Here is a 23,081-nt window from a genome sequence, read left to right as displayed (position 1 = left end):
TTGATTAGGTGCTGCATGGCCAAAGAAAAAGAAATTCCGTTAAAAATAGAACTGCTTTCCGATGGTGAGGACAGTGAATTCCGCATACACTCGAATATTGAAATTCAGTCTATCCTGCGCGGCATTGCGCGAACCAGATCACTCGCGGCACTTTACTACGATGATGAAAATGATTTCATCATGACCTCACTGCTCGGCGTTGACGAGCAAAATGTGTGGCTTGATGTAAGCCCCAGAGAAACAGACAATCTGCGTATTCTAGCAAGTAATAAAATAATCTTCGTTAGTTCATACCTTCAGGTAAAAGTGCAGTTCGTAGCACACAGCATCGAGAGCACTTGTTTTAAAAATAAAAAAACTTTTTGTTTGCCGATGCCAAATAGCCTGTTGCACATACAGAGACGCGATTATTTCCGATTGCTAGTCCCCGTGAAAAAACCGCTCACTTGTGTCATTCCAACAAAGCCGGGCACTCCCGTTCTCAAGTGTTGCCCAACCATCATGGATATCGGTGGCGGGGGCGTAGCTCTGGTATGCGAAGAACACGACACCGAATTTCAGCCGGGAAAAGTTTATTCAGTCTGCAATATTCAACTGCCGAATGTTGGCTTGCTGACTGCTACTATACTCGTAAAAAATATTTTTATAATTACCATGCACAATGGTGAAGTCAAGAAACGTGCCGGATGTGAATTCATCCACTTGAATGGCACGATGGCTATCCTGCTGCAACGCTACCTTACCCATCTGCAAAGCGAAAGACTGACGCACGGTTAATACGCACGAACCATCTCCATGCAGCTTAGGGTACTGCTTACATCAATCTCATGCTGTGCTCGACGAGTGTTAGACCTGCATATTCATAATATCGTTATAGGCAGCGATCACCTTGTTACGAACCTGAAGAGTAGCTTGAAAGGCAATGTTCGCCTTTTGCCCATCTATCATCACGTCGCTCAAGCTAACCTTATCATCCCCACGCACAAATGCCTTTTGCATGGATATGGCGTGATTTTGCACTTGAGCCACGCCATCCAGTGAAGATTTCAGCACGCTGGCAAAATCTGTCGTTGTACCCGTAGCGGCTTTCGGTGCAGCCCCACCCTGCGCCAAGATCATCGCAGCACGCATTTCAGTCAGTAAACTATCCACTCCAGAGACTTTCATAATTCACCTCTACTATTTGTAACTTGCACGTTATCACCCGCACTCTCAATTTAAGAGTCAGAAAAGCAGCAGAATATTCTCGCTTTTCACAGTATCGCGTTTGATGCGTCTAGCGATAATGCATAGCATGTGTGTACTAGATTAGTCATGTACTTTTAGATCATGAAACAACAGACATTTTGCATGAGAGCTGCTCACACACCACTACAGTAGTAATGATATGTCGAGGTGAGCTTGTCGAACCGCTAGTCCCAGGCCAATACTGGGCTTCGACGAGCTCAATCCGATCAGAATCATTATTAATTGTTTTAATGGAACGCACTACTGGCACAGCTTAGGATATTTACCTTTTGTTCCAAAATAGAATAAATAAAAATTACGGCGAATAAAATGGCAGAAAACAATCTAACCCCTACATTGATGGAATCGCTAGGCGGGTTCAATAGCAAGCAAAGCATAGGCCTAATGGTCGCTGTTGCGGCCATGGCTGCGCTGATATTCGGCATGTGGGTGTGGGGAAAAACCCCTGATTACCGCGTATTATATGGCAATCTTTCCGATCGCGATGGCGGGGCTATTATCGAAGCGCTGCAACAAATGAACGTACCTTATAAATTCACTGAAGGCGGTGGTGCCTTGCTGGTTCCCGCCGATCAGGTACACGAAGTGCGCTTGCGCATGGCTTCACAGGGCTTACCTAAGGGTAGCTTGGTCGGGTTCGAGTCGATGGAAAATCAGAAATTCGGCACCAGCCAATTTCTCGAGCAGATGAATTACCAACGTGCTTTGGAAGGTGAGTTAGCACGTTCGGTGCAAACGTTGGCTTCGGTGCAAAGCGCGCGCGTGCATCTAGCCATACCGAAACCCACTGTATTTGTGAAAGAAAAGCAGCAACCAGGCGCATCCGTGGTGCTAACACTGTACCCTGGACGCACTTTGGATGGCAGCCAGATAAGCGGCATCGTGCACCTGATTTCCAGCAGTGTGCCGGATATGCCCGCCAAAAATGTTACCGTTGTAGACCAAAGCGGGGCGTTGCTAAGCTCTTCCAAAACTGACAAAGCTGGGCAGATGGATGCAACTCAAATTAGTTACGTGCGGCAAATTGAACAGGACTATATTAAGCGTATTGAAGCCATCATCGCACCATTGATCGGCGCTAACAATGTGCGAGCGCAAGTCACAGCAGACATTGATTTCGCGCAAACCGAGCAGACTGCCGAAAGCTACAAACCCAACCAAGATCCGAAAGATTCTACTTTACGCAGCCAGCAAACCACGGATTCGAAGAATGGTGGTGGCCAAAATGCGTCTGGCGTACCAGGCGCATTATCGAATCAGCCACCAATCCCTGCCACTGCACCTATCGTCGCCCCGGCCAGCTCAGTGGCAGCTGCAACAGCTACTGGTGTGACAAGCTCTCTCAAAGAATCCACCGTCAATTATGAAGTGGATCGCACCATCCGCCACACCAAATTGCCTGTAGGCAGCATTAAGCGCTTATCAGTTGCAGTCGTGCTAAACAATCGCACCGTTACAGATAAAAAAGGGAAGGTAAGCTCTAAACCGCTTAACGACAGTGAAAAAGAGCAAATCACCGCGCTGGTGAAAGACGCCATGGGGTTTAACGTTAGTCGCGGTGACAGCCTGAACGTTCTAAACAGCGCCTTCAGTGTTGAGCAGGAAGTTATCGTTCCAGAAGAACCCTTCTGGAAACAGCCAGAGATGATAGCGTTGGCAAAGGATTTACTGAAGTATCTGCTAATCACAGGCATCGGACTGTATCTGCTATTCGGTGTTATTCGTCCAGCTCTCAGAAATTTTTCCGCCGCGTCTACACCAGCAGTGGCGAGCGAAACTGATATTGCCCCGCAAGCTGCGGCTAAGGAAGATGACGCAGCGAAAGACGAAATACAACAAGTTAATAGCATTCATAAAAATAATATTGAGAACGCAAAAATTATAGCAGGACAAGATCCCAAGATCGTGGCATCAGTCGTTCAGGGATGGGTGAATAATAATGAGTGATGCAGGCGTTATTAAAAGTGCAATTCTGCTCATGACACTCGGCGAGAACGAGGCAGCAGAGGTACTTAAATATCTCGAACCGAGAGAAGTGCAAAAGATTAGTTCCGCTATGATAACGCTCAAAAACACGACGCACGAACAGGTTAGCGAGGTTTTCGAAGAGTTTCACGAGATCGCTGCACAAAAAACTACGATCGGCATGGATGCCAGTGATTATATCCGGACCATGCTGACCAAAGCGCTGGGAGACGACAAGGCAGCCGGCTTACTCGATCGCATCTTGCACAATAGCGACACTAGTGGCATAGAAAGTCTGAAATGGATGGATCCGGCATCGGTCGCCGAGCTGGTCGCCAATGAACACCCGCAAATCATAGCTGCCATCCTTGTGCATCTCGAGCCGGATATGGCTGCCGGTGTCCTGGGTTTGTTGACCGAACGTACGCGCAGCGACGTTATATTGCGCATTGCCACGCTGGATGGGGTGCAGCCCACCGCGCTACGTGAACTTAACGATGTATTAACCAAACTATTGACTGGCAACGCGGTTAACAAGAAGCGCATTAAGGGCGGGGTTAAAACCGCAGCGAAAATCCTCAACTTCATGGGCAGTGTGCAAGAAGGTCTCGTCATTGAAATAGTCCGCAGTCATGACGCCGACTTGGCGCAAAATATTCTTGATCAAATGTTCGTCTTTGAAAACCTGCTGGAAGTGGAAGACCGCAGCATTCAACTCATTCTACGGGAGGTTCAATCCGAATCGCTCATTGTGGCACTTAAAGGTGCGAGCGAAGAATTGCGTGAAAAAATCTTCAAAAATATGTCGCAACGCGCCGGTGACGCGCTGCGCGAAGATTTGAGTGGAAAAGGGCCTGTCAAGGTAAGCGAAGTAGAAGCGGAACAAAAAGAAATCCTGAGAACAGTACAACGTCTTGCAGAGGAAGGGCAGATAACTCTAGGCGGGCCAGGGGGAGAAGAATCCTATGCCTGATACTGTCACCCCCAAGGAACACCTCACCGCCTATCAGCGCTGGGAGCTGCCTGCCTTCGATATAGTGAAGGAAACGGCTCCTCCACCCCCACCCGTGATCGAGCTACCCACTGCGGCCGAGATTGAAAATATCCATATACAGGCGCAAAAAGAAGGCTATCAAGCTGGTTATGCCGAAGGCATGAAACAGGCTGGCATTGAAACGCAGCGTATAGCAAAGATGCTGGAATCACTAAGCAAGGAATTGCAGCAAATGGATCAGCAGATCGCACAGGACTTGCTGAACATGTCATTAGAAATTGCTAAACAAATGCTTCAACAATCACTCAAAATCAAACCTGAGCTGCTCTTAAGTGTAGTGCGCACAGCTATTGGTGAACTGCCATATTTCAATCAAAACGCCCATCTTGTATTGCATAGTGACGATGCAACATTACTGCGCACCAGCATGGGTGAGCAACTGCTCCAAACCGGTTGGAAAGTTTTCGAGGATGACCAAATTGAACGTGGGGGTTGCCGTGTAGAAACGGCACATAGCCAGATTGACGCTACTCTGCCCAAACGCTGGCATCGAATAGTCGCCTCTATAGGTCAAGACAACGCATGGCTGGAATCATGACCTCCCCTATCGTCCCGATCCCCTCAGACATTTTGACTCCCATGGGCGAGCACGCCAAGAATTGGCAAGCCTATTTGCAAGACAACCAGGATTTAATCGCGCAGAGCAAACTTTTGTTAATCAGTGGCCGCTTAACCAAGGTCACCGGACTTGTGATGGAAGCAGTCGGATTGAAGATGGCGGTTGGCAGCACCTGTGTGATCGAATTACCCAACAATCGAGTCGAAGCGGAAGTGGTCGGTTTCTCTGGGGAAAAAATATTTCTCATGCCAGAAAACGATGTTCAGGGCCTTATACCCGGCGCGCGCGTAGTGCCACTAGAACCGATGAGCACACCACTGCTGGGCGGCAAACAGCGTACTTTCCGGCGGCGTGCGACTGATCACACACGCCACTTGCCGGTAGGCGACAAATTACTTGGCCGAGTACTGGATGGGGCGGGTCGCCCATTGGATCAGTTAGGGCCGTTAATGGCAGAAACAACCGCACCCTCGCAAAGCCGTCCCATCAATCCACTGAATCGCGCACCGATCCAAGATGTTCTGGATGTCGGCGTTCGAGCGATTAATAATCTACTCACTGTCGGTCGCGGCCAACGTATGGGACTGTTCGCTGGTAGTGGCGTAGGCAAAAGTGTGTTACTCGGCATGATGGCACGGTACACAAGCGCCGATGTCATCGTAGTGGGATTAATCGGCGAGCGCGGGCGCGAGGTGAAGGAATTTATCACTCACATTCTGGGAACTGAAGGCATGGCGCGTTCTGTTGTGGTCGCTGCTCCTGCCGACACCAGCCCACTGATGCGCCTACAAGGTGCCGCCTATGCAACAACTATAGCCGAATATTTTCGTGGTCAAGGCAAGCATGTATTGCTGATTATGGATTCGCTCACCCGATATGCGATGGCGCAACGTGAAATTGCACTGGCAATTGGTGAACCGCCCGCCACCAAGGGGTATCCGCCGTCGGTATTTGCCAAGCTGCCTCAACTGGTGGAGCGTGCCGGTAATGGATCGGAAGGTGGTGGCTCGATCACCGCATTTTATACTGTACTAACTGAAGGTGACGACCAACAAGACCCCATAGCCGATAGCGCACGTGCTATTTTGGATGGCCATATCGTGTTATCGCGCCGCTTGGCTGAACAAGGTCATTACCCGGCCATAGACATAGAAGCCTCTATTAGCCGCGCTATGAGCAGTCTTGTGACAGAACAGCATTTCACTCTGGTAAACCGTTTTAAACATTTGTATGCACATTACCAACGCAACCACGATTTGATCAGCGTCGGCGCATATGTCAGTGGCAGCGATCCACTATTAGACGAAGGGCTTGCGCTCTATCCCTATATGGAACGCTTCCTCAAGCAAGGCATGTTCGAGCGCGAACCCTACGCTAGTGGCGTCGCCGCATTTAGTCATCTATTTGAGAATCTGCACTGAGGCAACTAAACCATGACCAAGATATTTTCCATGCAGCCGCTAGTACATTTAGCACATCAAAAAAACGATGATGCCACCCGAAAATTCGGCCAGATAATCCAGCAGCAGCAGGCCGCACAAACCAAGCTGCATACCTTGGAACAATATCGCAAAGACTATCAGACACAATTGCAACAATCAGTCAAGAACGGTATCACTCAAATTAGTTTGCGCAACTTCCAGGATTTTATCCGTCGATTGGACGAAGCAGTTGCACAACAACGCGATGTCATTGAGCAAATACGCCTCTCGATGAACGCCGGACGGAACGAACTGGCAAATACGCAGCGAAAAATGAAATCCTTCGATACGTTGGCACAACGTCATCTAGAAAGCGAAAAAAAAGTGGAAGAAAAACTGGAACAGCGGCAACAGGACGAGCACACAGGGCGCCACTCAGCACTCAAGGCCATGGAGGCCATGGCCGCAAAAGACATAATCTAACATCAGGAGTAATCATGCAAAACATAGCCATCCCAGTGACCTCGCCAACTGTGCCGACACTTACGCCCAAAGCAGAGGGCAATAACACAGCACCAACAGAGCCTTTCGGCAACGTGCTGGCGCGCCAGCTAGCCGATAGTGCCCCGCTTGACAAATCCAATGCTCCTGGCACCGGTCTGCCTGTCGCTTTCGCCACGGATGACCTACTCACAACTGATGACAGCAATGAGGAGCCTGTCGAACTGCAAGCACTCACACCGGATGATGTCAGCACGTTACCCAACGATATGTTGGCAGCTTTGTTGCCAAATATCGTTGCCGCACAAATTGAAATCAGACGCACGCAGCCTGCTCAACCAGAAGCTGTATCACTCAATCATGCACAATCAATCACCACGAGCAACGTGCCTTTAAAGTACAACGAATCAGCAACAGCACTGGAAATATTTAATGAAGGTAATAGCAGAAAAAGCATGACATTACTGACCGAGGCACAACTCACACCCGAATTCACCACACAGCTCAACGCGCCACAGCCTAATGCAACGGCGTTGGTTGCACTACAAGCTTCGGTGTCAAATGTCACGAACCTGAATTCACCGATACCAGTTTCCATTAACATACCCGTGACAAATCAGGCATGGGCTGATGAATTTAGCCAGAAGATCGTTTGGGTGACTTCCCAGAACGGACAAAGTGCAGAGCTGCATCTGAATCCGCCACAACTTGGCCCGCTGGATGTATTAATAAAAGTAAACGGTGACCAAGCTACTGCGCTCTTCACTTCATCGCATGCCATTGTTCGCGATGCGATAGAACAAGCAATGCCTAAGCTTCGTGAAATGCTGGCCGATAATGGAATCATGCTGGGCAACGCCACTGTAAGTGACCACCCCCCCAGAGAGCAGCAAACGAAACAGACTGATCAACAACACAAAAGAGAAGGCGGGCAAGCAAAAATAGATCAGACTATTTTCGTCGGCGGTACCCAAGTCAGATATGGGCACCACCAGGGATTAGTGGATACGTTTGCCTGATAGGCCACAAAAATAGGGTAATGAGTCGAGTCCCTCTTCTAGAAAAATAGCGATACCTACGACTTTCCGGCCACCTGTCAAAAGAATAGAGCAGCACGCTATCAAACAAAAGCATTACTAAATACCAAGTTGGGGGGAATTTTCCGCCTTATTCCAGTTATCCCAGTAATTGAATTTATCTGATAATTCAGCTCAGCAATAAGGAGTAGTAATGGCAAAGCCAATAGCAGCAAAAGAAAATCCAAGTGCCGTGCCAGCTGAAGGCAAGACACAACCAAAAAGCAAAAAATTATTGCTCATTATCATAGGTAGTGTCTTGATGCTAGGGATAGCAGGCGGCGCAGGATGGTATTTTACCAAGGGCGACAATCACAATGACAAGAGCGCAAAAAAGGCTGCAAAATTATCCGAAAAACCAATATTTGTTCCACTGGAACCTTTTACGGTTAACTTGCAACGTGAGAACGCGGATCAATTTTTACAAATCGGCATTTCACTGAAAATATTTCAGGCAGAGCTAGAAGAACAAATCAAGCAGAATTTGCCCGAAATTCGTAGCCGTCTGTTGGTACTGCTGTCCGGTAAACACCCTTCAGAATTGACTACGTCCCAAGGCAAAAAAAGACTCGTCAATGAAATAATTGCTGAAACCGAATTTGTGCTTGGCCTGCGCACTTCGCCCGCTCTCCCTAAATCGAATTCGGGTGCAAGTGCAAAACCCGACGCCATATCGAGCGTGAACGCAGAAAGTCTCGTGGAAGCTGTTAGCGAAAAAGAATCACCTGCCGCCTTAAGCGATGCAGGTGATTCACAAGATGCACACGCAAAACCCAAAAGCAAGGAAAATGGCAACATCATAGGCGTTCTATTTACCTCTTTCATCATCCAGTAATGAGGTCATGAGCGATTTTCTTTCCCAGGATGAAGTTGACTCGCTACTCAAAGGAGTAACCGGTGAGCCTGATGAGGTCGCTGCGCCACCCGATCCAGAAGGCACTGTACGCCCATATAACATGGGTACACAGGAACGTATCGTACGTGGGCGCATGCCCACGATGGAAATCCTCAATGAACGCTTTGCGCGTCTATTCAGAATTACTTTATACAACTTGATTAGGCGCACTGCGGAAATTTCAGTGGGACCTATACGCGTACTGAAATTCAGCGAATTTCTCCGTAATCTTCCTGTACCGACCAACATCAACATCGTGCAAGCCAAGCCTTTACGTGGTAATGGGCTGTTTATCTTCGATCCTAACCTGATTTTTTTGATAGTCGACAATATGTTCGGCGGTGATGGGCGTTTTCACACCCGAGTGGAGGGACGCGAATTCACCCAGACCGAGCAGCGCATCATCCAACAACTACTGGCTGCTGTATTCGAGGCATATAACAAAGCTTGGCAAGCTGTATATGCGTTGAAATTTGAGTTTGTGCGTTCGGAAATGAATCCGCAGTTCGCCAATATCGCCACACCGAACGAAGTCGTTGTAGTCACCACTTTTGACATTGAGTTTGGCGGCGTTGGCGGTGCATTTCATGTGTTAATTCCCTATTCCATGATAGAGCCCATCCGAGAGCAGCTCTATAGCACCACACAAGGCGACCATACGGTCGTAGACAAGCGCTGGCAGCGCACGCTATCCAAACAGATGCAGTCCGCAGAAATAGAATTGACTGCCGTTCTCGGTCACGCTCAAATTATTTTTGAACAGGTGCTGGGAATGCGCAACGGCGATTTTATCCCATTAGAAATAGCAGACAGCATCACTGTGCTAGTGGATGAAGTGCCTGTAATGCAATGCAAGTACGGCGTTTTCAACAATCAGTACGCCCTTAAAGTGGAAAAAATAATGAGCATCACAAGTAGCGATTTGGCTAATGGAGACAATGATGGCTGACGACGATACGGACCAAATTAGCGCCGATGACTGGGGTGCAGCCATGGCTGAACAGGCTGTCAGCGAACCCTCCCAAACCGATGACTGGGGTGCAGCCATGGCAGAGCAGGCTACCAGTGAATCACAACCTGCTGCTCAACCGCATACATTCGCGCAATTTGCCAGCACAACTGGCACAACTGCAAAAAATGATCTTGATATGATCATGGACATCCCTGTTCAACTAACGGTTGAGCTTGGTCGTACCAAAATGCCAATCAAAAATCTGCTACAACTGGCGCAAGGGTCGGTAGTAGAACTGACCGGCCAGGCGGGCGAACCCCTTGATGTAATGATCAACGGCTTTCTGATCGCGCAAGGTGAGGTTGTCGTAGTGAATGATAAGATCGGTATCCGCCTCACCGATGTTATCACCCCATCTGAACGTCTGCGCCGCCTCAGCCGCTGATATGAAAATTTTCGGCAACCTGTTTACCATACCAGGATTTATCTGTGCGCGTCTCTGCGTCATCACCTGCCTTTACACACCGCTACTCGCAACAGCACAAAACACACGCCCTGCTTACAACCCTCCCCCTCCTGTAGTAATGTCGAGCGGCAGTATGCTGCAGGTCATTTTCAGTTTACTACTAGTATTGGCAGCGGTAGTACTGGTTGCATGGATATTAAAACGCATCAACCTGCCTCAACATGCTGCAGGCAACCTGATTAAAGTACAAGCTTCGGTGGCGATAGGCCAGCGCGAACGCATCGTACTGGTTGAAATCAACGACACCTGGCTGGTAGTAGGTGTTGCTCCCGGACAGGTGCGCACCCTGCATAGCATGCCGAAAGCCGAGTTCCCTGCATCGTCAGTGAGCATGGATCAACGTGCAAATGGAAAATTTCAGACATGGCTTAAACAAATGACGGAAAAACGTAATGCGGCTCAGGGATAAGAAAATAGCTGATATTCCTTTTTTTGGGGGGCTGGCGGGATGCAATGTAACGCATTTCGGGTGCAGCATTGTGGCTTGCCATACTAACGAGAAACGACGACGCAATGCGCCCGTCAGCGCATTCAAAAATAGGATATTGCTTGTTTGTTCGCTTCTACTGGCAACCTTGCTACTTGGCCTGATCCCCGCAGCATTTGCGGCCGATCCTGGCTTGGCCGCATTTACCAGCAAAGCCACCCCTGGGGGCGGGCAGTCCTACTCGCTTAGCTTGCAAACGCTACTTCTGCTCACATCGTTAAGCTTTTTACCGGCCGTAATGCTGCTGATGACCAGTTTCACCCGCATTATCATCGTATTATCGCTGTTACGATCCGCTCTCGGGACGCCCTCCTCTCCGCCCAATCAGGTATTAATCGGGCTAGCTTTGTTTCTCACTTTCTTTGTTATGTCGCCAGTACTGGATAAAATTTATACTGACGCTTACCTACCATTCAGCGAGGATAAACTTACGCTGGCACAAGCATTTGATACCGGCAGTGTACCTCTCAAGGCATTTATGCTGCGACAAACACGTGAAAAAGACCTCGCCCTTTTCGTTCAAATTTCTAATAGCGAGCCGTTGCAAAGTGCAGATCAGGTACCACTAAAAATCCTGGTGCCAGCCTATGTCATCAGTGAGCTAAAAACCGCCTTCCAGATTGGTTTCGTCATATTTATCCCGTTCCTTATTATCGACATGGTAGTGGCCAGCGTATTAATGTCCTTGGGCATGATGATGGTATCACCAGCTTTGATTTCATTGCCATTCAAGATCATGCTATTCGTGCTGGCAGATGGTTGGAATCTGCTCATCGGGTCGCTAGTACATAGTTTTTACACCTGAGGATAACGACAATGACCCCAGAAACCGTAATGACACTTGGTCGCCAAGCGCTGGAGTTGACCCTGATGGTAGCGGCTCCGATGCTGCTGACGGCGCTATTTATCGGACTTCTAATCAGTATTTTCCAGGCTGCTACCCAAATCAACGAAATGACCCTATCGTTTATTCCAAAACTGATCTGCATGTTCGGTATGTTGATCATTACTGGCCCATGGATGGTGAGCATGATGCTGGATTATTTTCAGAGCCTTTACAGTAGCATTCCTTGGTTGGTGGGGTGATGAGGCTCTATGTAAACATGCACAACCATCTATAAACTTAATAAAACAACAAGAAATAAAGTCAACTAAACCATCTGTTTGTCCTGCGCTTGTCGAAGGACAAACGGATTTAATTCTTCGTCGAAAGGTTGAAAATTGATTACCCTCTCTATGTCACATAGAGCCATTTTAAATTACGACCTAATCCGTTAACCAATCTCAATGATTACCGTCACCAGCGCCCAGCTATCCGCCTGGCTCGCCTTGTTTATCTTTCCGTTTGTGCGCATTCTGGCCATGCTCGCCAGTGCACCGATACTGGGCAATAGGCAAGTTCCGGTACGTATAAAGGTCGGCCTGTCCATACTGTTAACCATCGTTATCGCGCCGACCTTGACTACACAGCCCAATGTCGACCCAGCCTCTGCACTTGGTTTTTTAGTTATTATTCAACAGATTCTTGCTGGGCTGGCAATAGGTTTTACTATGCGTTTGATCTTCACCGCAATAGAAATGGCTGGGGACATTATCGGAATTCAAATGGGCCTTGGTTTTGCCATTTTCTTTGACCCAAAGAACGCTACCTATGTACCAGTAATAGCGCAATTTCTAGGCATCCTTGCCGTGCTCATTTTTCTCAGCATAAATGGACATCTTCTCATGCTGGAAGCGTTAATAGACAGCTTCAGTAGCTTTCCCGTTAATAGCACAACCTCTTCGGCAATTGCATTGCATACTTTAGTCTCATGGGGCGGTAGCATTTTCTCTAACGCCCTACAGCTGAGCATGCCAGTGATCGGCACGCTGTTAATGGCCAACACGGCGCTTGGTATCCTAACCCGAAGCGCGCCACAACTTAACATCTTAGCGGTGGGCTTCCCTATTACTTTAACAGTCGGTTTTGCAGCAGTGCTGCTGTCACTGCCTTACATCGTACCGCTACTAGAAAATATCATCCACGCCAGCCTAAATACTATACAGCACGTCATGCAATTACTTGGCAAATCGTAATAACGAGTCATGTAATTCGTAGTGAATAATAATTCGATAAGTGCATGATTAAAATATATTTCTCTAGCATGCTGCTAAAGACAAACTAAGATATCACATACACACAGTTCATTCGCAATAAAGCCCTTTAGGCGCCTCTCAAAATTCAAGTTTCCGGACAAGACAAGACACGATAAAAATTTAAGTACATCATATACTTGATATGTAAGCGATAACTATTCTAATAGCGCCACATTGTGACGAAAGGACACTTCTATAAATCCCGTTAATTTCCACCCACCGTCATCACATTTCATTTTTAGATGATCTTCCGGTGAGACTTACAATATCTACTGCAGTTTGTTCATTTCCCCCAGCCAATGTCGGCTATTTTTAGTGGTCACCTCCTAATGGCACTAAGTTAAGCCTTTTTAGCTAGGTTCAACCATTGTGCAATCCGTGCCAATACTTGATTAACTTGTTGTTTTATCAATACTGAAGCCCCTTAACTTAGTGCCATTCTGGTCACCCCTCTTTTATGCCATTGCCTTCGCGACAGGCGCACCGATCCTGTCGAAGTCAAACACCTTCAAACGAATCAGCCTCTCAATGCGCTTTAGGTTGTACGCCAAGTTCATCAAACCCACCCCCACCTTGGCGCGAGCTGTACCAATACTGCGCAGGAAGTTTTCCATCGCACCAAAGACATGCTCGACCCGTGCACGAACGCGCGATTTCTCTGTGTTGTTCAGCGCTTGTGCTTCGATCAACGGTTTGTTGCGATAGGCACATTCATGAATCTGGCTCTCGTACTGGCTTCCCTTGAGACTTTGCTCCTGTTCGTCTGAGCGGTAGGCGCTATCTGCCCACACTTCTTTGCCGCCTGTCGCCTCGTCGCGCAGCACCCCATCGAGCACCTGACTGTCATGGTTGCTGGCGGCGGGTCAGGCGGCGGCGCTGAGGAGCCTGGTGTCCTTGTCGATGTTGATGGGGTTCTTGTAGCCATAGTGGCTTTGCCCGCCTTTCTTCGTCAAGCGGGCATTGGGTACGTTGCCTGCCAGTTCAAGACCGAGGAAACGCATCAAAGACAGGCGGTCGCTGACCTGGTATTGCAGGCGCTCGTCTGACAGGTTGTGCAGGCGTTGCAGGATGAGCATCTTAAACATGAGTACACGTCAGGTGGGCTTGCGTCCGGCTGCACTTTTGCGCTCCGTGGGGGCGATTCGGGTGAGAAAGCAACGAAATATCTCCCAGTCAATGACGGCGTTGAGCTGCTCCAGCCGGTCGCCTGCTTCAGTAGAGGCTGGCGTAAAGGGTTTGAAGGTAAAGCAGGCTGTTTTGCATGGGGTGGATATCGTCGAATGGCTGTGCCTATTTTAGGCGAAGTGAACTTTCAGCACTTGAGAAAATTGGGGGGATTTATTGAAGTGCTCTGAATTTTTTAGAGATGCCATAAAGAAATCGATAATGTATCCGAAAATGAAAATGTACTCTGTTTCTGCGGGTAGCTATTCTGCCACCGGAGCGTGGCAGTGGTGCAATATCACTTGATGTGCGAATTAGTCCCACACGACTACCCATTCAATTCCACATTGGAACTAGACTAAATTTAAAAAAACAAATGTATGCCAATGCAGTGTGAATGAATATTGAGTAATAACAATAAATGGGAATGATAATGAATAATATGACTATAAAAGCAAAACTCACCTTACTTCTGGCGGTTGCTATTGCCGCTTTGCTTGCTACCGGTATGGCGGGATGGCTCGGCATTTCAAATGTAACCTCATCCATGAAGGAAATCGGCGAGGTACGGCTACCCTCTATTCTCGGCCTTTACATAGTCAATGAAGGACAGACTGCGATACGTTCTGAAAACAGGAGGGTCGCCTTCTTCGAAAACGACTACTCCTCGCAAGACAAATTTGCCGTCTCTTTAAAAGCGAAAGAGGCCATCTGGCAGCGCATTGACAAAGGGTGGAAGCTTTATGAGCCCTTGCCGCAAACCAAGGAAGAGGAGGTATTGTGGAAGCAGTTTCTCTTGGAATGGGATGCCTTTAAGCTAGCCGATAAACGAATTAATGAAACCATCTCAGCCTTGAATCACAGCAATTCCGAGAAGGAGCAGAAGCAATTGTTTGTCGATTACTACCAGCGCATGGAGGCGGCCAGACCTTTCTTTGCGAAAGCCGAAATTACCTTGGGCAAAATCATTGATCTTAATGTTGATGTCGGCAATGTCGCTACCAAGGATGGTATCGTCGCCGCCGCCATTTCCAACAAGCTCATGCTTGCCATCGCACTGATTTCGCTGATACTGCTAGTACTGCTCGGCATTTTTATTATGCGCAGCACGCTCAAACAGCTTGGCGGTGAACCCAATTATGTGACCGAAGTAGTGCGCAAGATGGCGGACGGCGACATGACCGTGGACATCCAAACCGCTACAGGCGACACAACCAGTATGCTGGCCGCAATCAAGGTCATGTCCGCAAAAATTTCTCAGGTCATCGGTGAGGTAAGAAGCGCAGCAGACGCCCTGTCCAGCGCCTCGGAAGAAGTCAACTCCACGGCACAAAGTTTGAGCCAGGCAGCGAGCGAACAAGCGGCGTCTGTAGAAGAAACCAGCGCATCAGTCGAGCAGATGAGCGCCTCGGTCAACCAGAACACCGAGAACGCTAAAGTGACGGACGGCATGGCTTCACAAGCGGCCAAACAGGCCACCGAAGGCGGCGAAGCGGTGCAACAGACCGTGTCAGCCATGAAGGAAATTGCCAAAAAAATCGGCATCATTGATGACATCGCCTATCAGACAAATTTGCTGGCGCTCAATGCTGCCATCGAAGCCGCACGCGCGGGTGATGCCGGGCGCGGCTTTGCCGTGGTGGCGGCGGAAGTTCGCAAGCTTGCTGAACGCAGCCAGGTGGCGGCGCAGGAAATCGGCGGTGTGGCCGGCAGCAGCGTGGAGCTGGCCGAACGCGCCGGAAAATTGCTGGATGCAATGGTGCCAGCGATCAACAAAACTTCCGACCTGGTGCAGGAAATCGCGGCGTCAAGTGCAGAGCAATCAACTGGTGTAGCGCAAATCAATACGGCGATGGGGCAGATGAGCCAGACCACCCAGCAAAATGCTGCAGGCAGTGAAGAACTGGCGGCCACGGCGGAGGAAATGTCCGCCCAGTCCGAACAACTGCAAAACCTGGTTTCTTTTTTCAAGGTAGATGCAGGAAACAATGCGGCTACCACCGTCAAAAAACCTGTTAAAAAAAGAGTCGGTACCAAAGGCCTCGCAGCATAGGCCAGACAGTGATGCTACTGACGTTCCGCAAGTCGATTTTGTCCGCCTTTAACAAGAGCGTGAAAACGGAAGCGCTCGAAACTAAATAAATAGGCAAGCCGCAGAGTGACTGCTCGCAGAATTGCGATTTTTAAAGGTGCCGTCTATTGAGAATGACGAAATCCAAGCACCTGATTGGTGCGACATCTATTTAAAGGCGTATAAAGTTGGTGCATATAAATCTTAAATGTATAAATAAAATATATCAATATATTGTTTTTATTAATTAAATTATAGTGGCATGGAAGATGCTAATGACTGATTGAGCATTCCTTTATTGCGCGCTTAATCATAGAAAGAAACACCATGTACAGGACTAAATTATTCATTATTACTCTAGGTGCTTTGTTTGTACTTCCCGCAGCAGCTGCCGACGAATCCACTTCTCTATTAAAAGAAAATGGCATCGAAGTCGGCGGCTGGATCAATGCGGGAATAACTTACAACACAAATAACCCAGCTAATCGATTCAATGGCCCTGTCACTTTTGCTGATCGCTCCAACGAATTTCAAGTGAATCAGCTTAATGTATTTATGGAGCGCGCCGTGGCGACTGAAGGTAAAGCGTGGGATTTCGGAGGCCGAATCGATTTCATGTTTGGCACAGACGCCATTTTTGCTCAAGCGTACGGCATCCCGGCACTCGATGTGAATACCGGCCAACCTTTGAAAAGGAACAATTGGGATCTGAATTTATGCTGCTCTTCTAGCCGCTTCTACAAAATGGCATTACCACAAACTTATATAGAAACCTTTATTCCCGTCGGAAATGGCCTGAATCTCAAAATTGGTCATTTTTATTCACCAACCGGTTATGAAACAGTTGCAGCCCCCAACAACTTCTTTTATACACGCTCTTATACCTTTAGCAATGGCGAGCCATTTACCCACACCGGCTTGGTGGGTAACTACACAGTCAACAAGAATTGGGCATTTATGGGCGGTGCAATCACCGGTAGCGCAACTGGCGGTTGGGATGGTGGTTTGGATAAAGAGTTGAGTAATTGGGGCGGTTTAGCCGGAACTACCTGGACCAGTGATGACAAGCGAAGCTCAGTCAATCTCTCCGGCTCCTATAGCAGAACTTCCACACGAAGCAATGAGCCTTGGGGTTTCTACAGTCTTGTACTTCAACATAAAATCACTTCAAAAACACTCTTGGTTTTACACCATACAGGGGGAGGCGCGGGAGGGGTTTTGGTGCCTGACGGCACAAAAAATGTGTCATGGCATGGCGTCGACATGCAGTTACATCATGATCTCAGGGAGGATTTATCGGTGGGCGTTCGTAGTGAATGGTTCCGCGATAAAGATGGCTTCCGTGTCTGCTCTCCAGTCCGGGTCGCTCAAGCAACCAATGGCGTACACATCAGCTATGCGGCCGACTTCCTGGCTACATGTCAGCCTGCTGATTATTACGATGTCACCATAGGCATGAACTGGAAACCTGCGAAACAGCTAAAAATTGAGTCAAAAGCCATGCAAAATTTAAATATTCGCCCAAATATACGCTACGACAGAGTGGAAGGCATTGGACAGGCATACAGGCCTTTTGACAATAAAAAGGATCAATTGTTAATTTCAGTCGATGCGACACTCCCGTTCTGACACAGTAACTTTTAGATAGGTGGGAGCAAGTTACAGCTCAAGGTCAATCAACTACAGTGTGCGAGGTAAGCTGAGAGAAATGGACACCAACGTTTTGTTAAACTTGAAACGGAGGTGTGAGATGAAGCAAAGAATACCCAACACAATTTACAGCAAAGAATTTCGTGAACAGGCGGTCAAGCAAGTCACAGAAGAAGGGTTAAGCCCGAAGGAAGCGGCGCGGCGTTTGTCGATGCCTGTTCCACATTGAAGTATTGGTTAAAGGCCGTGCAAATTGGGCGATGTCGGCAAGACACAACGGCCGTTAACCGAGATTGAACTGGGCCTAACCAAGACCCAACGTGAACTGGCGGAAATCAAAATGGAGCGCGACCTGTTAAAAAAAGCGGCAGCGTACTTTGCCAGGGAAGTGCGGTGAAGTACGCGATGATGAAGGAATGTCAGGGGGATGACCCGGTGCCGTTTATGTGCCATATCTACGAAGTTTCGCCGAGCGGTTATACCGCTTGGCTTGGGCGTTCACCATCAAAACGGGTACAGAAGGAGGGACGACTGGAAGTGGAAATCCGAGCTGCCCACCAGCACACCCGCTAGACCTATGGTCTAGAGCGACTCAAGGAAGATTTGGCTGAAAATGGCGTCAATACCAGTGTTCACAGCATCAAATGCATTCGTAGGAAATTGGGGGTACGCTGCAAACAAAAACGCAAGTTCAAGGCGACGACGAACCCGGATCACGTCATGCCGGTTGCGCCAAATTTGCTGGAGCAGACATTCAAGGCGACCGCCCCCAATCAGATCTCGGTGACCGACATCACCTACATCCCGACGGATGAGGGTTGGCTCTATCTGGCAGGCCACAAAGATTTGTTCAGTGGCGATCTGGTGGGCTACGTCATGAGCGAGCGCATGACCAAAACTTGGTCAGCCAATCGTTGTTTCGCGGTATAGCGACAAAACGCCCACCGCGCGGACTGATACACCACTCGGATCGGGGTAGCCAGTATTGCGCTCATAAGTACAGAAAATTGCTCGATCAGTTTGGCATGGTGCCATCGATGTCGCGCCGGGGAAACTGCTACGACAACGCCCCCATGGAAAGCTTCTGGGGATTACTCAAAATGAATTAGTGCACCACCGGCGCTTCAAGACCTGCGCCGAGGCCATTCAGGCCATCACCGAATACATCGAAATATTTTACCGGCGGCAGCGCAAACAGGCACGTTTAGGATATCTGTCTCCTGTCGCATTTGAGCATCAATTCTATGAACACAGGTTGGCGGCATAAACCCGTTGGTGTCCATTATTGACAACCGACCTCACTTATCAAACTGTCTGAATTTGTGAGGCCACCTCTCAATGTTAAAATCGCTGATATAACGCATCTTCCAGATAGCTTCTGGCGAGGACATCCGAATGAAATTGTATTTAATTATTGAAATAAAAGTTAATCGATAAAATATGGTCGTTTCGATTTATTGAGGTAAGTGGCCTATTAATATACTGGTTCATATAACCGATTTCGGTTTTAATTTTGCTGCTTAAATTGTAGCCTACCCCTATAAAAGCTCTATTTTGATCGAAACCTTTACGAGGCCCCCAGTCGACGTTGTTGAGATTTAAGAAATACTCATCGCTTGCCACTATGCTGTAGGATGGAGCTGCAATCAGCGGCACCGATATTTTAAACATTTGACGAAAACGCAGTGCGGTATCATCACCTAAACGAGGCACTAAACGTTCTTCCAGACGACTCCGACTGCTGGCAGTTCCAAACGAAAGCTTATCGTTCCATAATAATTGTTGCCAAACTCTTCGTTCGTTGAATGTAATTTTTGAAAATGGTGCTGCAGTGGGAACAAAAGCATAACCTACCCAGGCACTCGTTGTATTGTTCAGCGCATAACCTATCCCGGAACGAATGATCGCTTGAGAAAAGCGCGACGTGTCATCGCCAAAACGCCCTTGAATTTCTGCCCAGTATTTAAAATTAGTTAATGCTGGATGAAAAGACGCTAGACTACCAGTCGCTGTTGCAGTGCCCCAAGTTTGGGTATCGTTTATATCTTTTGCAGCATTAACTGGGCCCGAGACAAATAAACTTGATATTGTTAATGCCAAAAGCGTATTAATTTTAGTTAACATTTCATTCTCTTCCTCATAAAATACTGGGCAAACACTCTGAACTGATCTCGACTTAACCCATCAGCATAATTTTCAATCTGTTTAAGATGGCGACTCAGGTCAGGCAATACAAAGACCGTATCATCGTGTATCTTCCATCAGCCTATAGTTACGTGGATTTTCCCAAAATAGCCCAGTGCATTTCATGCAAAGGCACCACCTTTTTTGCGGCGCCCATCTTAATGGCTTCCTTGGGCATACCGAACACAACACACGTTGCTTCATCCTGCGCTACCGTGGGAGCACCAGCGTCCAGCATTTCTTTCAGTCCTCGTGCACCATCGTCACCCATACCAGTCATAATGATGCCGGTGGCATTTTTTCCCGCAAACTTGGCTACCGAGCGAAACAGAACATCCACTGACGGACGATGGCGGTTAACCAAAGGGCCATCCACCACTTCAACATGGTAATACGCGCCGCTGCGCTTAAGTAACATATGCTTGCCACCGGGAGCAATCAGGGCGAGACCTGGAATAACGCGATCGTTATTTTTTGCCTCTCTCACTTCAATTTGGCAAAGACCGTTAAGGCGTGAAGCAAATAAGGCAGTAAATTTTTCCGGCATATGTTGCACGATAACTATGCCGGGGCACACTCGCGGCAGTGCTGTCAGCACGGCTTCCAGAGCCTGTGTACCACCGGTCGAGGTACCGATGGCAACAATACGCTCAGTGGTCTGCGCCATAGAATGAGCTGTGCTTGCTGAAAGTATGGCATCGGCATTAAGTTTCTCCGCCACTTGTGGTAACGGGGCGGCAACTCTGACCTGACGCCTGACATTGGCCTGTGCAGCCGCCCTCACCGCACCCACTAGATCGTTGGATGATTCCTGCAAAAAACTTTTCAACCCGACTTTGGGTTTGGTAATAATTTCAACTGCTCCGGCCGCAAGCGCCTGCATAGTAGTTTCCGCGCCCTTTTCCGTAAGCGTAGAACAAATTACCACTGGCGTGGGGTGTTCGGCCATAATCTTCTTTAGGAAGGTAATGCCGTCCATGCGCGGCATCTCCACGTCCAACACGATCACATCCGGCCATTCGCGAGTAAGCTTTTCCATAGCAAAAATTGGATCGGATGCTGCACCAATGACATGAATGTCCGGTTCCTGATCCAATACCGCTTGCAACACCTGTCTCACTACCGCCGAGTCGTCAACCAGTAACACCTTTATTTTTTTCATTTTATTTTACTCCTGGCTTTGATATTCCAACGCCTTGCTCACATGCTTAACCCAGACATGACCGCTCCAGATATCAAAGATCACATTTCTGTGACCGGTTTTACCCACATCGTGCGCAATAACTTTAAAGCCGTGCAGATCGGTGAGTATTTTTGCCATTTGCACATTTTTTTTCCCGACCTCCCCGCTATTCTCTTTTTTAACGATATTAGGAAACATGTTACCGCCTCCAAATATCTTGACTTCATAATCATCAATAATCGTTTTACTGCGCTTTACTTCACGCAAAAACATCAATATCGCCTCGTCTGCATACTTGCCGTTCAGCCTGTCCGGCTCTATACGCCGCCCACCCGGCAGCATGTAGTGACACATGCCACCGATTAGGCGCTTGGGGTGCCACACAGTAATGGCGATGCACGACCCCAGCACAGTGCGGATGCTGGTCTCCGCATCGCCGAAATGGAAATCGCCCGGCTGCAAAAATATATCAAGGACAAAGTCGGGTTTTTTCTTGGCTTGCGGTATTTTCATGGCTTGCGGTATATAGACGGCGTAACTAATTTCAGCCCATCGGTGATCCCGTTAAGGCTTTCAGAATGACTGACAATGAAATAACCATCTTGCTTCAGCAACGGCAACATGCGTGCGACAACCTGACGTTTTGTATCTGTATCAAAATAGATCATGACATTACGCAGAAAAATAACGTCAAATTCCCCCAACTTCGGCAGTGCTGTATTCAGATTAATCTGCATGAATTGCATGCGACTGCGCAGGCTGCGCTCAATCATGAAAGTGCCGTCTTGAGAGCCGGTACCCTTTAGACAATGCTTCGAGAGCAGAGACTGCGGAATATTGTGCGCCCGTTCCATGTCATAGTGGCCAGAGCGGGCTTTTTCAAGAACTCGAACACTGATGTCGGACGCGACGATTTCCCAGGGCGTGCTAGACAAGCCATCGGCAAGTGTCATCGCAAGACTATAAGGTTCCTCGCCGGTCGAGCTGGCTGCGCTCCACAAACGAAATGTTTTTCCTGCTTGTACCTTGGGCAAAACCTGCCCGCGCAGAAAATCGAAATGTTTGGGCTCGCGAAAAAAATAGGTCTCGTTGGTGGTAAGCAGATCTAATGCAACCTGCAATTCTGCTGCTTGTGTACTTTGAGTAATCAGCCGGAAATAATCACCATAGCTGGTCAAATCATGATGCTTCAGCCGCTTCGACAGACGGCCAGCAACCAACGCTTTCTTTGCATCAGAAAGATTAATTCCGGCGGTACGATGTAGCCATGTACGAAACTGATTAAACTCATCATCTCTTAGAGTTTGGGTATTCATTAGCTTTTTTGTTCTACCGTTAATTGTGAATGGTTGATCTGCCAAGGATGTGTGCTACTGCCGTAGCAGAGAACATCAGGTTGGATTTCTGGTTAGTTACACCTGTATTTTCCCATCCGTCGTCCACCGTGAGTGTTATCCCTCTTACACTAGCTCTGCCTGAGTGATCTCCGAACTACTTATCCCTGAAAGCTTGGCCATTTCATCCACCGACAACACGCGGTCAGCATTTAGAATAATGACGAACTTGCCATTCACTTTACCCATACCGTTGATAAAGTCAGCCCGGATCCTGGCACCAAAGCTCGGTGCCGGTTCAATTTCAGCTGCCGGTATTTCCAGAACTTCTGATACCGAATCCACTACTACTCCAACATCCTGTTTTTCTTCATCCGCTTCAACTTCAATTATGACGATACAGCTACGCCGCGTAACTTCGGATGTCGTGCGACCAAAGCGCGCCGACATGTCCACTACCGGCACAACTGCGCCCCGTAAATTAATCACCCCGCGGATAAAATCCGGCATCATCGGTACGGTCGTAAGGTTACCGTACTCAATGATCTCTTTAATGCCCAAGATACTGATGGCAAACATTTCACCGCCAATCAGGAAGGTTAGATATTGCCCCTCTTCCTGCTGCGAAACGGCTGCATGAATTTCTTTTTTAACTAGTGCGCCCATGGCTGTCTC

At 48.2% G+C, this 23,081-nt stretch carries 22 protein-coding genes and 2 pseudogenes; 17 read left to right on the top strand and 7 right to left on the bottom strand.

What is annotated here, in order from left to right; genetic code table 11:
* Positions 1 to 15: 15 nt before the first annotated feature.
* Complete coding sequence (locus MJ769_RS03335; RefSeq protein ID WP_239234425.1) at positions 16 to 777, top strand: flagellar brake protein; 762 nt, start codon at positions 16 to 18, stop codon at positions 775 to 777.
* A 69-nt stretch (positions 778 to 846) separates the two neighbouring features.
* Here MJ769_RS03335 and fliE read toward each other — a convergent pair whose 3' ends face one another.
* Positions 847 to 1,167, bottom strand: a complete 321-nt coding sequence (gene fliE, locus MJ769_RS03330; protein WP_239234424.1) for a flagellar hook-basal body complex protein FliE — start codon at positions 1,165 to 1,167, stop codon at positions 847 to 849.
* Between the two features lie 390 nt (positions 1,168 to 1,557).
* On the opposite strand from fliE, the gene fliF reads away from it, so the two are divergent.
* The 13 genes from fliF (at position 1,558) to fliR (ending at position 12,760) form a co-directional block, all read left to right on the top strand.
* Positions 1,558 to 3,195: a flagellar basal-body MS-ring/collar protein FliF gene (gene fliF, locus MJ769_RS03325; RefSeq protein WP_239234423.1), complete on the top strand. Its 1,638-nt coding sequence runs from the start codon at positions 1,558 to 1,560 to the stop codon at positions 3,193 to 3,195.
* Entirely contained in the window at positions 3,188 to 4,186 is a 999-nt protein-coding gene (fliG, locus tag MJ769_RS03320; protein ID WP_239234422.1) for a flagellar motor switch protein FliG, read from the top strand. Before fliF ends, fliG begins: the two co-directional genes overlap by 8 nt.
* On the top strand, positions 4,179 to 4,805 hold the full coding sequence (locus MJ769_RS03315) for a flagellar assembly protein FliH (RefSeq protein ID WP_239234421.1): 627 nt from the start codon (positions 4,179 to 4,181) through the stop codon (positions 4,803 to 4,805). The genes fliG and MJ769_RS03315 overlap by 8 nt, the downstream gene beginning before the upstream one ends.
* 41 nt (positions 4,806 to 4,846) lie before the next feature.
* The gene (fliI, locus tag MJ769_RS03310) at positions 4,847 to 6,247 is read left to right on the top strand and encodes a flagellar protein export ATPase FliI (protein WP_239234460.1); all 1,401 of its coding nucleotides are present in this window, start codon (positions 4,847 to 4,849) and stop codon (positions 6,245 to 6,247) included.
* A gap of 12 nt (positions 6,248 to 6,259) precedes the next feature.
* The gene (gene fliJ, locus MJ769_RS03305; RefSeq protein WP_239234420.1) at positions 6,260 to 6,730 is read left to right on the top strand and encodes a flagellar export protein FliJ; all 471 of its coding nucleotides are present in this window, start codon (positions 6,260 to 6,262) and stop codon (positions 6,728 to 6,730) included.
* 14 nt (positions 6,731 to 6,744) lie between these two features.
* Positions 6,745 to 7,767 carry a flagellar hook-length control protein FliK gene (locus MJ769_RS03300; protein ID WP_239234419.1) on the top strand — a complete coding sequence of 341 codons (1,023 nt, stop codon included), beginning with the start codon at positions 6,745 to 6,747 and terminating at the stop codon, positions 7,765 to 7,767.
* 211 nt (positions 7,768 to 7,978) lie between these two features.
* Complete coding sequence (gene fliL / locus MJ769_RS03295; protein ID WP_239234418.1) at positions 7,979 to 8,659, top strand: flagellar basal body-associated protein FliL; 681 nt, start codon at positions 7,979 to 7,981, stop codon at positions 8,657 to 8,659.
* A gap of 7 nt (positions 8,660 to 8,666) precedes the next feature.
* Positions 8,667 to 9,668, top strand: coding sequence for a flagellar motor switch protein FliM (gene fliM / locus MJ769_RS03290; protein WP_239234417.1), 1,002 nt, complete (start codon positions 8,667 to 8,669; stop codon positions 9,666 to 9,668).
* Positions 9,661 to 10,116 (top strand): flagellar motor switch protein FliN, encoded by a 456-nt coding sequence (gene fliN / locus MJ769_RS03285; protein ID WP_239234459.1) that lies wholly within the window; start codon positions 9,661 to 9,663, stop codon positions 10,114 to 10,116. Before fliM ends, fliN begins: the two co-directional genes overlap by 8 nt.
* Before the next feature lies 1 nt (position 10,117).
* Entirely contained in the window at positions 10,118 to 10,606 is a 489-nt protein-coding gene (gene fliO / locus MJ769_RS03280; RefSeq protein ID WP_239234416.1) for a flagellar biosynthetic protein FliO, read from the top strand.
* Positions 10,590 to 11,489 carry a flagellar type III secretion system pore protein FliP gene (fliP, locus tag MJ769_RS03275; RefSeq protein ID WP_239234415.1) on the top strand — a complete coding sequence of 300 codons (900 nt, stop codon included), beginning with the start codon at positions 10,590 to 10,592 and terminating at the stop codon, positions 11,487 to 11,489. Before fliO ends, fliP begins: the two co-directional genes overlap by 17 nt.
* Positions 11,490 to 11,500: 11 nt before the next feature.
* Positions 11,501 to 11,770 (top strand): flagellar biosynthesis protein FliQ, encoded by a 270-nt coding sequence (fliQ, locus tag MJ769_RS03270; protein WP_239234414.1) that lies wholly within the window; start codon positions 11,501 to 11,503, stop codon positions 11,768 to 11,770.
* A gap of 201 nt (positions 11,771 to 11,971) precedes the next feature.
* Positions 11,972 to 12,760 carry a flagellar biosynthetic protein FliR gene (gene fliR / locus MJ769_RS03265; RefSeq protein ID WP_239234413.1) on the top strand — a complete coding sequence of 263 codons (789 nt, stop codon included), beginning with the start codon at positions 11,972 to 11,974 and terminating at the stop codon, positions 12,758 to 12,760.
* 515 nt (positions 12,761 to 13,275) lie between these two features.
* On the opposite strand, the pseudogene MJ769_RS03260 reads toward fliR, so the two are convergent.
* Positions 13,276 to 14,025, bottom strand: a pseudogene (locus MJ769_RS03260) (transposase); the annotation flags it as partial.
* Between the two features lie 392 nt (positions 14,026 to 14,417).
* On the opposite strand from MJ769_RS03260, the gene MJ769_RS03255 reads away from it, so the two are divergent.
* From MJ769_RS03255 to MJ769_RS03245, 3 genes and pseudogenes are all read left to right on the top strand, one after another.
* On the top strand, positions 14,418 to 16,037 hold the full coding sequence (locus MJ769_RS03255) for a methyl-accepting chemotaxis protein (RefSeq protein WP_239234412.1): 1,620 nt from the start codon (positions 14,418 to 14,420) through the stop codon (positions 16,035 to 16,037).
* 384 nt (positions 16,038 to 16,421) lie between these two features.
* Positions 16,422 to 17,684, top strand: a complete 1,263-nt coding sequence (locus MJ769_RS03250) for a porin (RefSeq protein WP_239234411.1) — start codon at positions 16,422 to 16,424, stop codon at positions 17,682 to 17,684.
* Positions 17,685 to 17,805: 121 nt separating this feature from the next.
* Positions 17,806 to 18,972 (top strand): annotated as a pseudogene (locus tag MJ769_RS03245) (IS3 family transposase).
* Between the two features lie 140 nt (positions 18,973 to 19,112).
* Here the strand turns inward: MJ769_RS03245 and MJ769_RS03240 are convergent.
* The 5 genes from MJ769_RS03240 to MJ769_RS03220 form a co-directional block, all read right to left on the bottom strand.
* Entirely contained in the window at positions 19,113 to 19,829 is a 717-nt protein-coding gene (locus MJ769_RS03240) for a DUF2490 domain-containing protein (protein ID WP_239234410.1), read from the bottom strand.
* A gap of 148 nt (positions 19,830 to 19,977) precedes the next feature.
* Entirely contained in the window at positions 19,978 to 21,051 is a 1,074-nt protein-coding gene (locus MJ769_RS03235) for a protein-glutamate methylesterase/protein-glutamine glutaminase (protein ID WP_239234409.1), read from the bottom strand.
* 6 nt (positions 21,052 to 21,057) lie between these two features.
* Complete coding sequence (locus MJ769_RS03230; protein ID WP_239234408.1) at positions 21,058 to 21,585, bottom strand: chemotaxis protein CheD; 528 nt, start codon at positions 21,583 to 21,585, stop codon at positions 21,058 to 21,060.
* Positions 21,582 to 22,388, bottom strand: a complete 807-nt coding sequence (locus MJ769_RS03225; RefSeq protein WP_239234407.1) for a CheR family methyltransferase — start codon at positions 22,386 to 22,388, stop codon at positions 21,582 to 21,584. Before MJ769_RS03225 ends, MJ769_RS03230 begins: the two co-directional genes overlap by 4 nt.
* 144 nt (positions 22,389 to 22,532) lie before the next feature.
* The gene (locus MJ769_RS03220; RefSeq protein WP_239234406.1) at positions 22,533 to 23,072 is read right to left on the bottom strand and encodes a chemotaxis protein CheW; all 540 of its coding nucleotides are present in this window, start codon (positions 23,070 to 23,072) and stop codon (positions 22,533 to 22,535) included.
* Positions 23,073 to 23,081: the final 9 nt, after the last annotated feature.

This window comes from Candidatus Nitrotoga sp. BS (assembly GCF_927797785.1).
Classification (GTDB): domain Bacteria; phylum Pseudomonadota; class Gammaproteobacteria; order Burkholderiales; family Gallionellaceae; genus Nitrotoga.
Note: the sequence above shows the minus strand (reverse complement) of the source record. Positions and strands in the feature narration are given on the sequence as shown.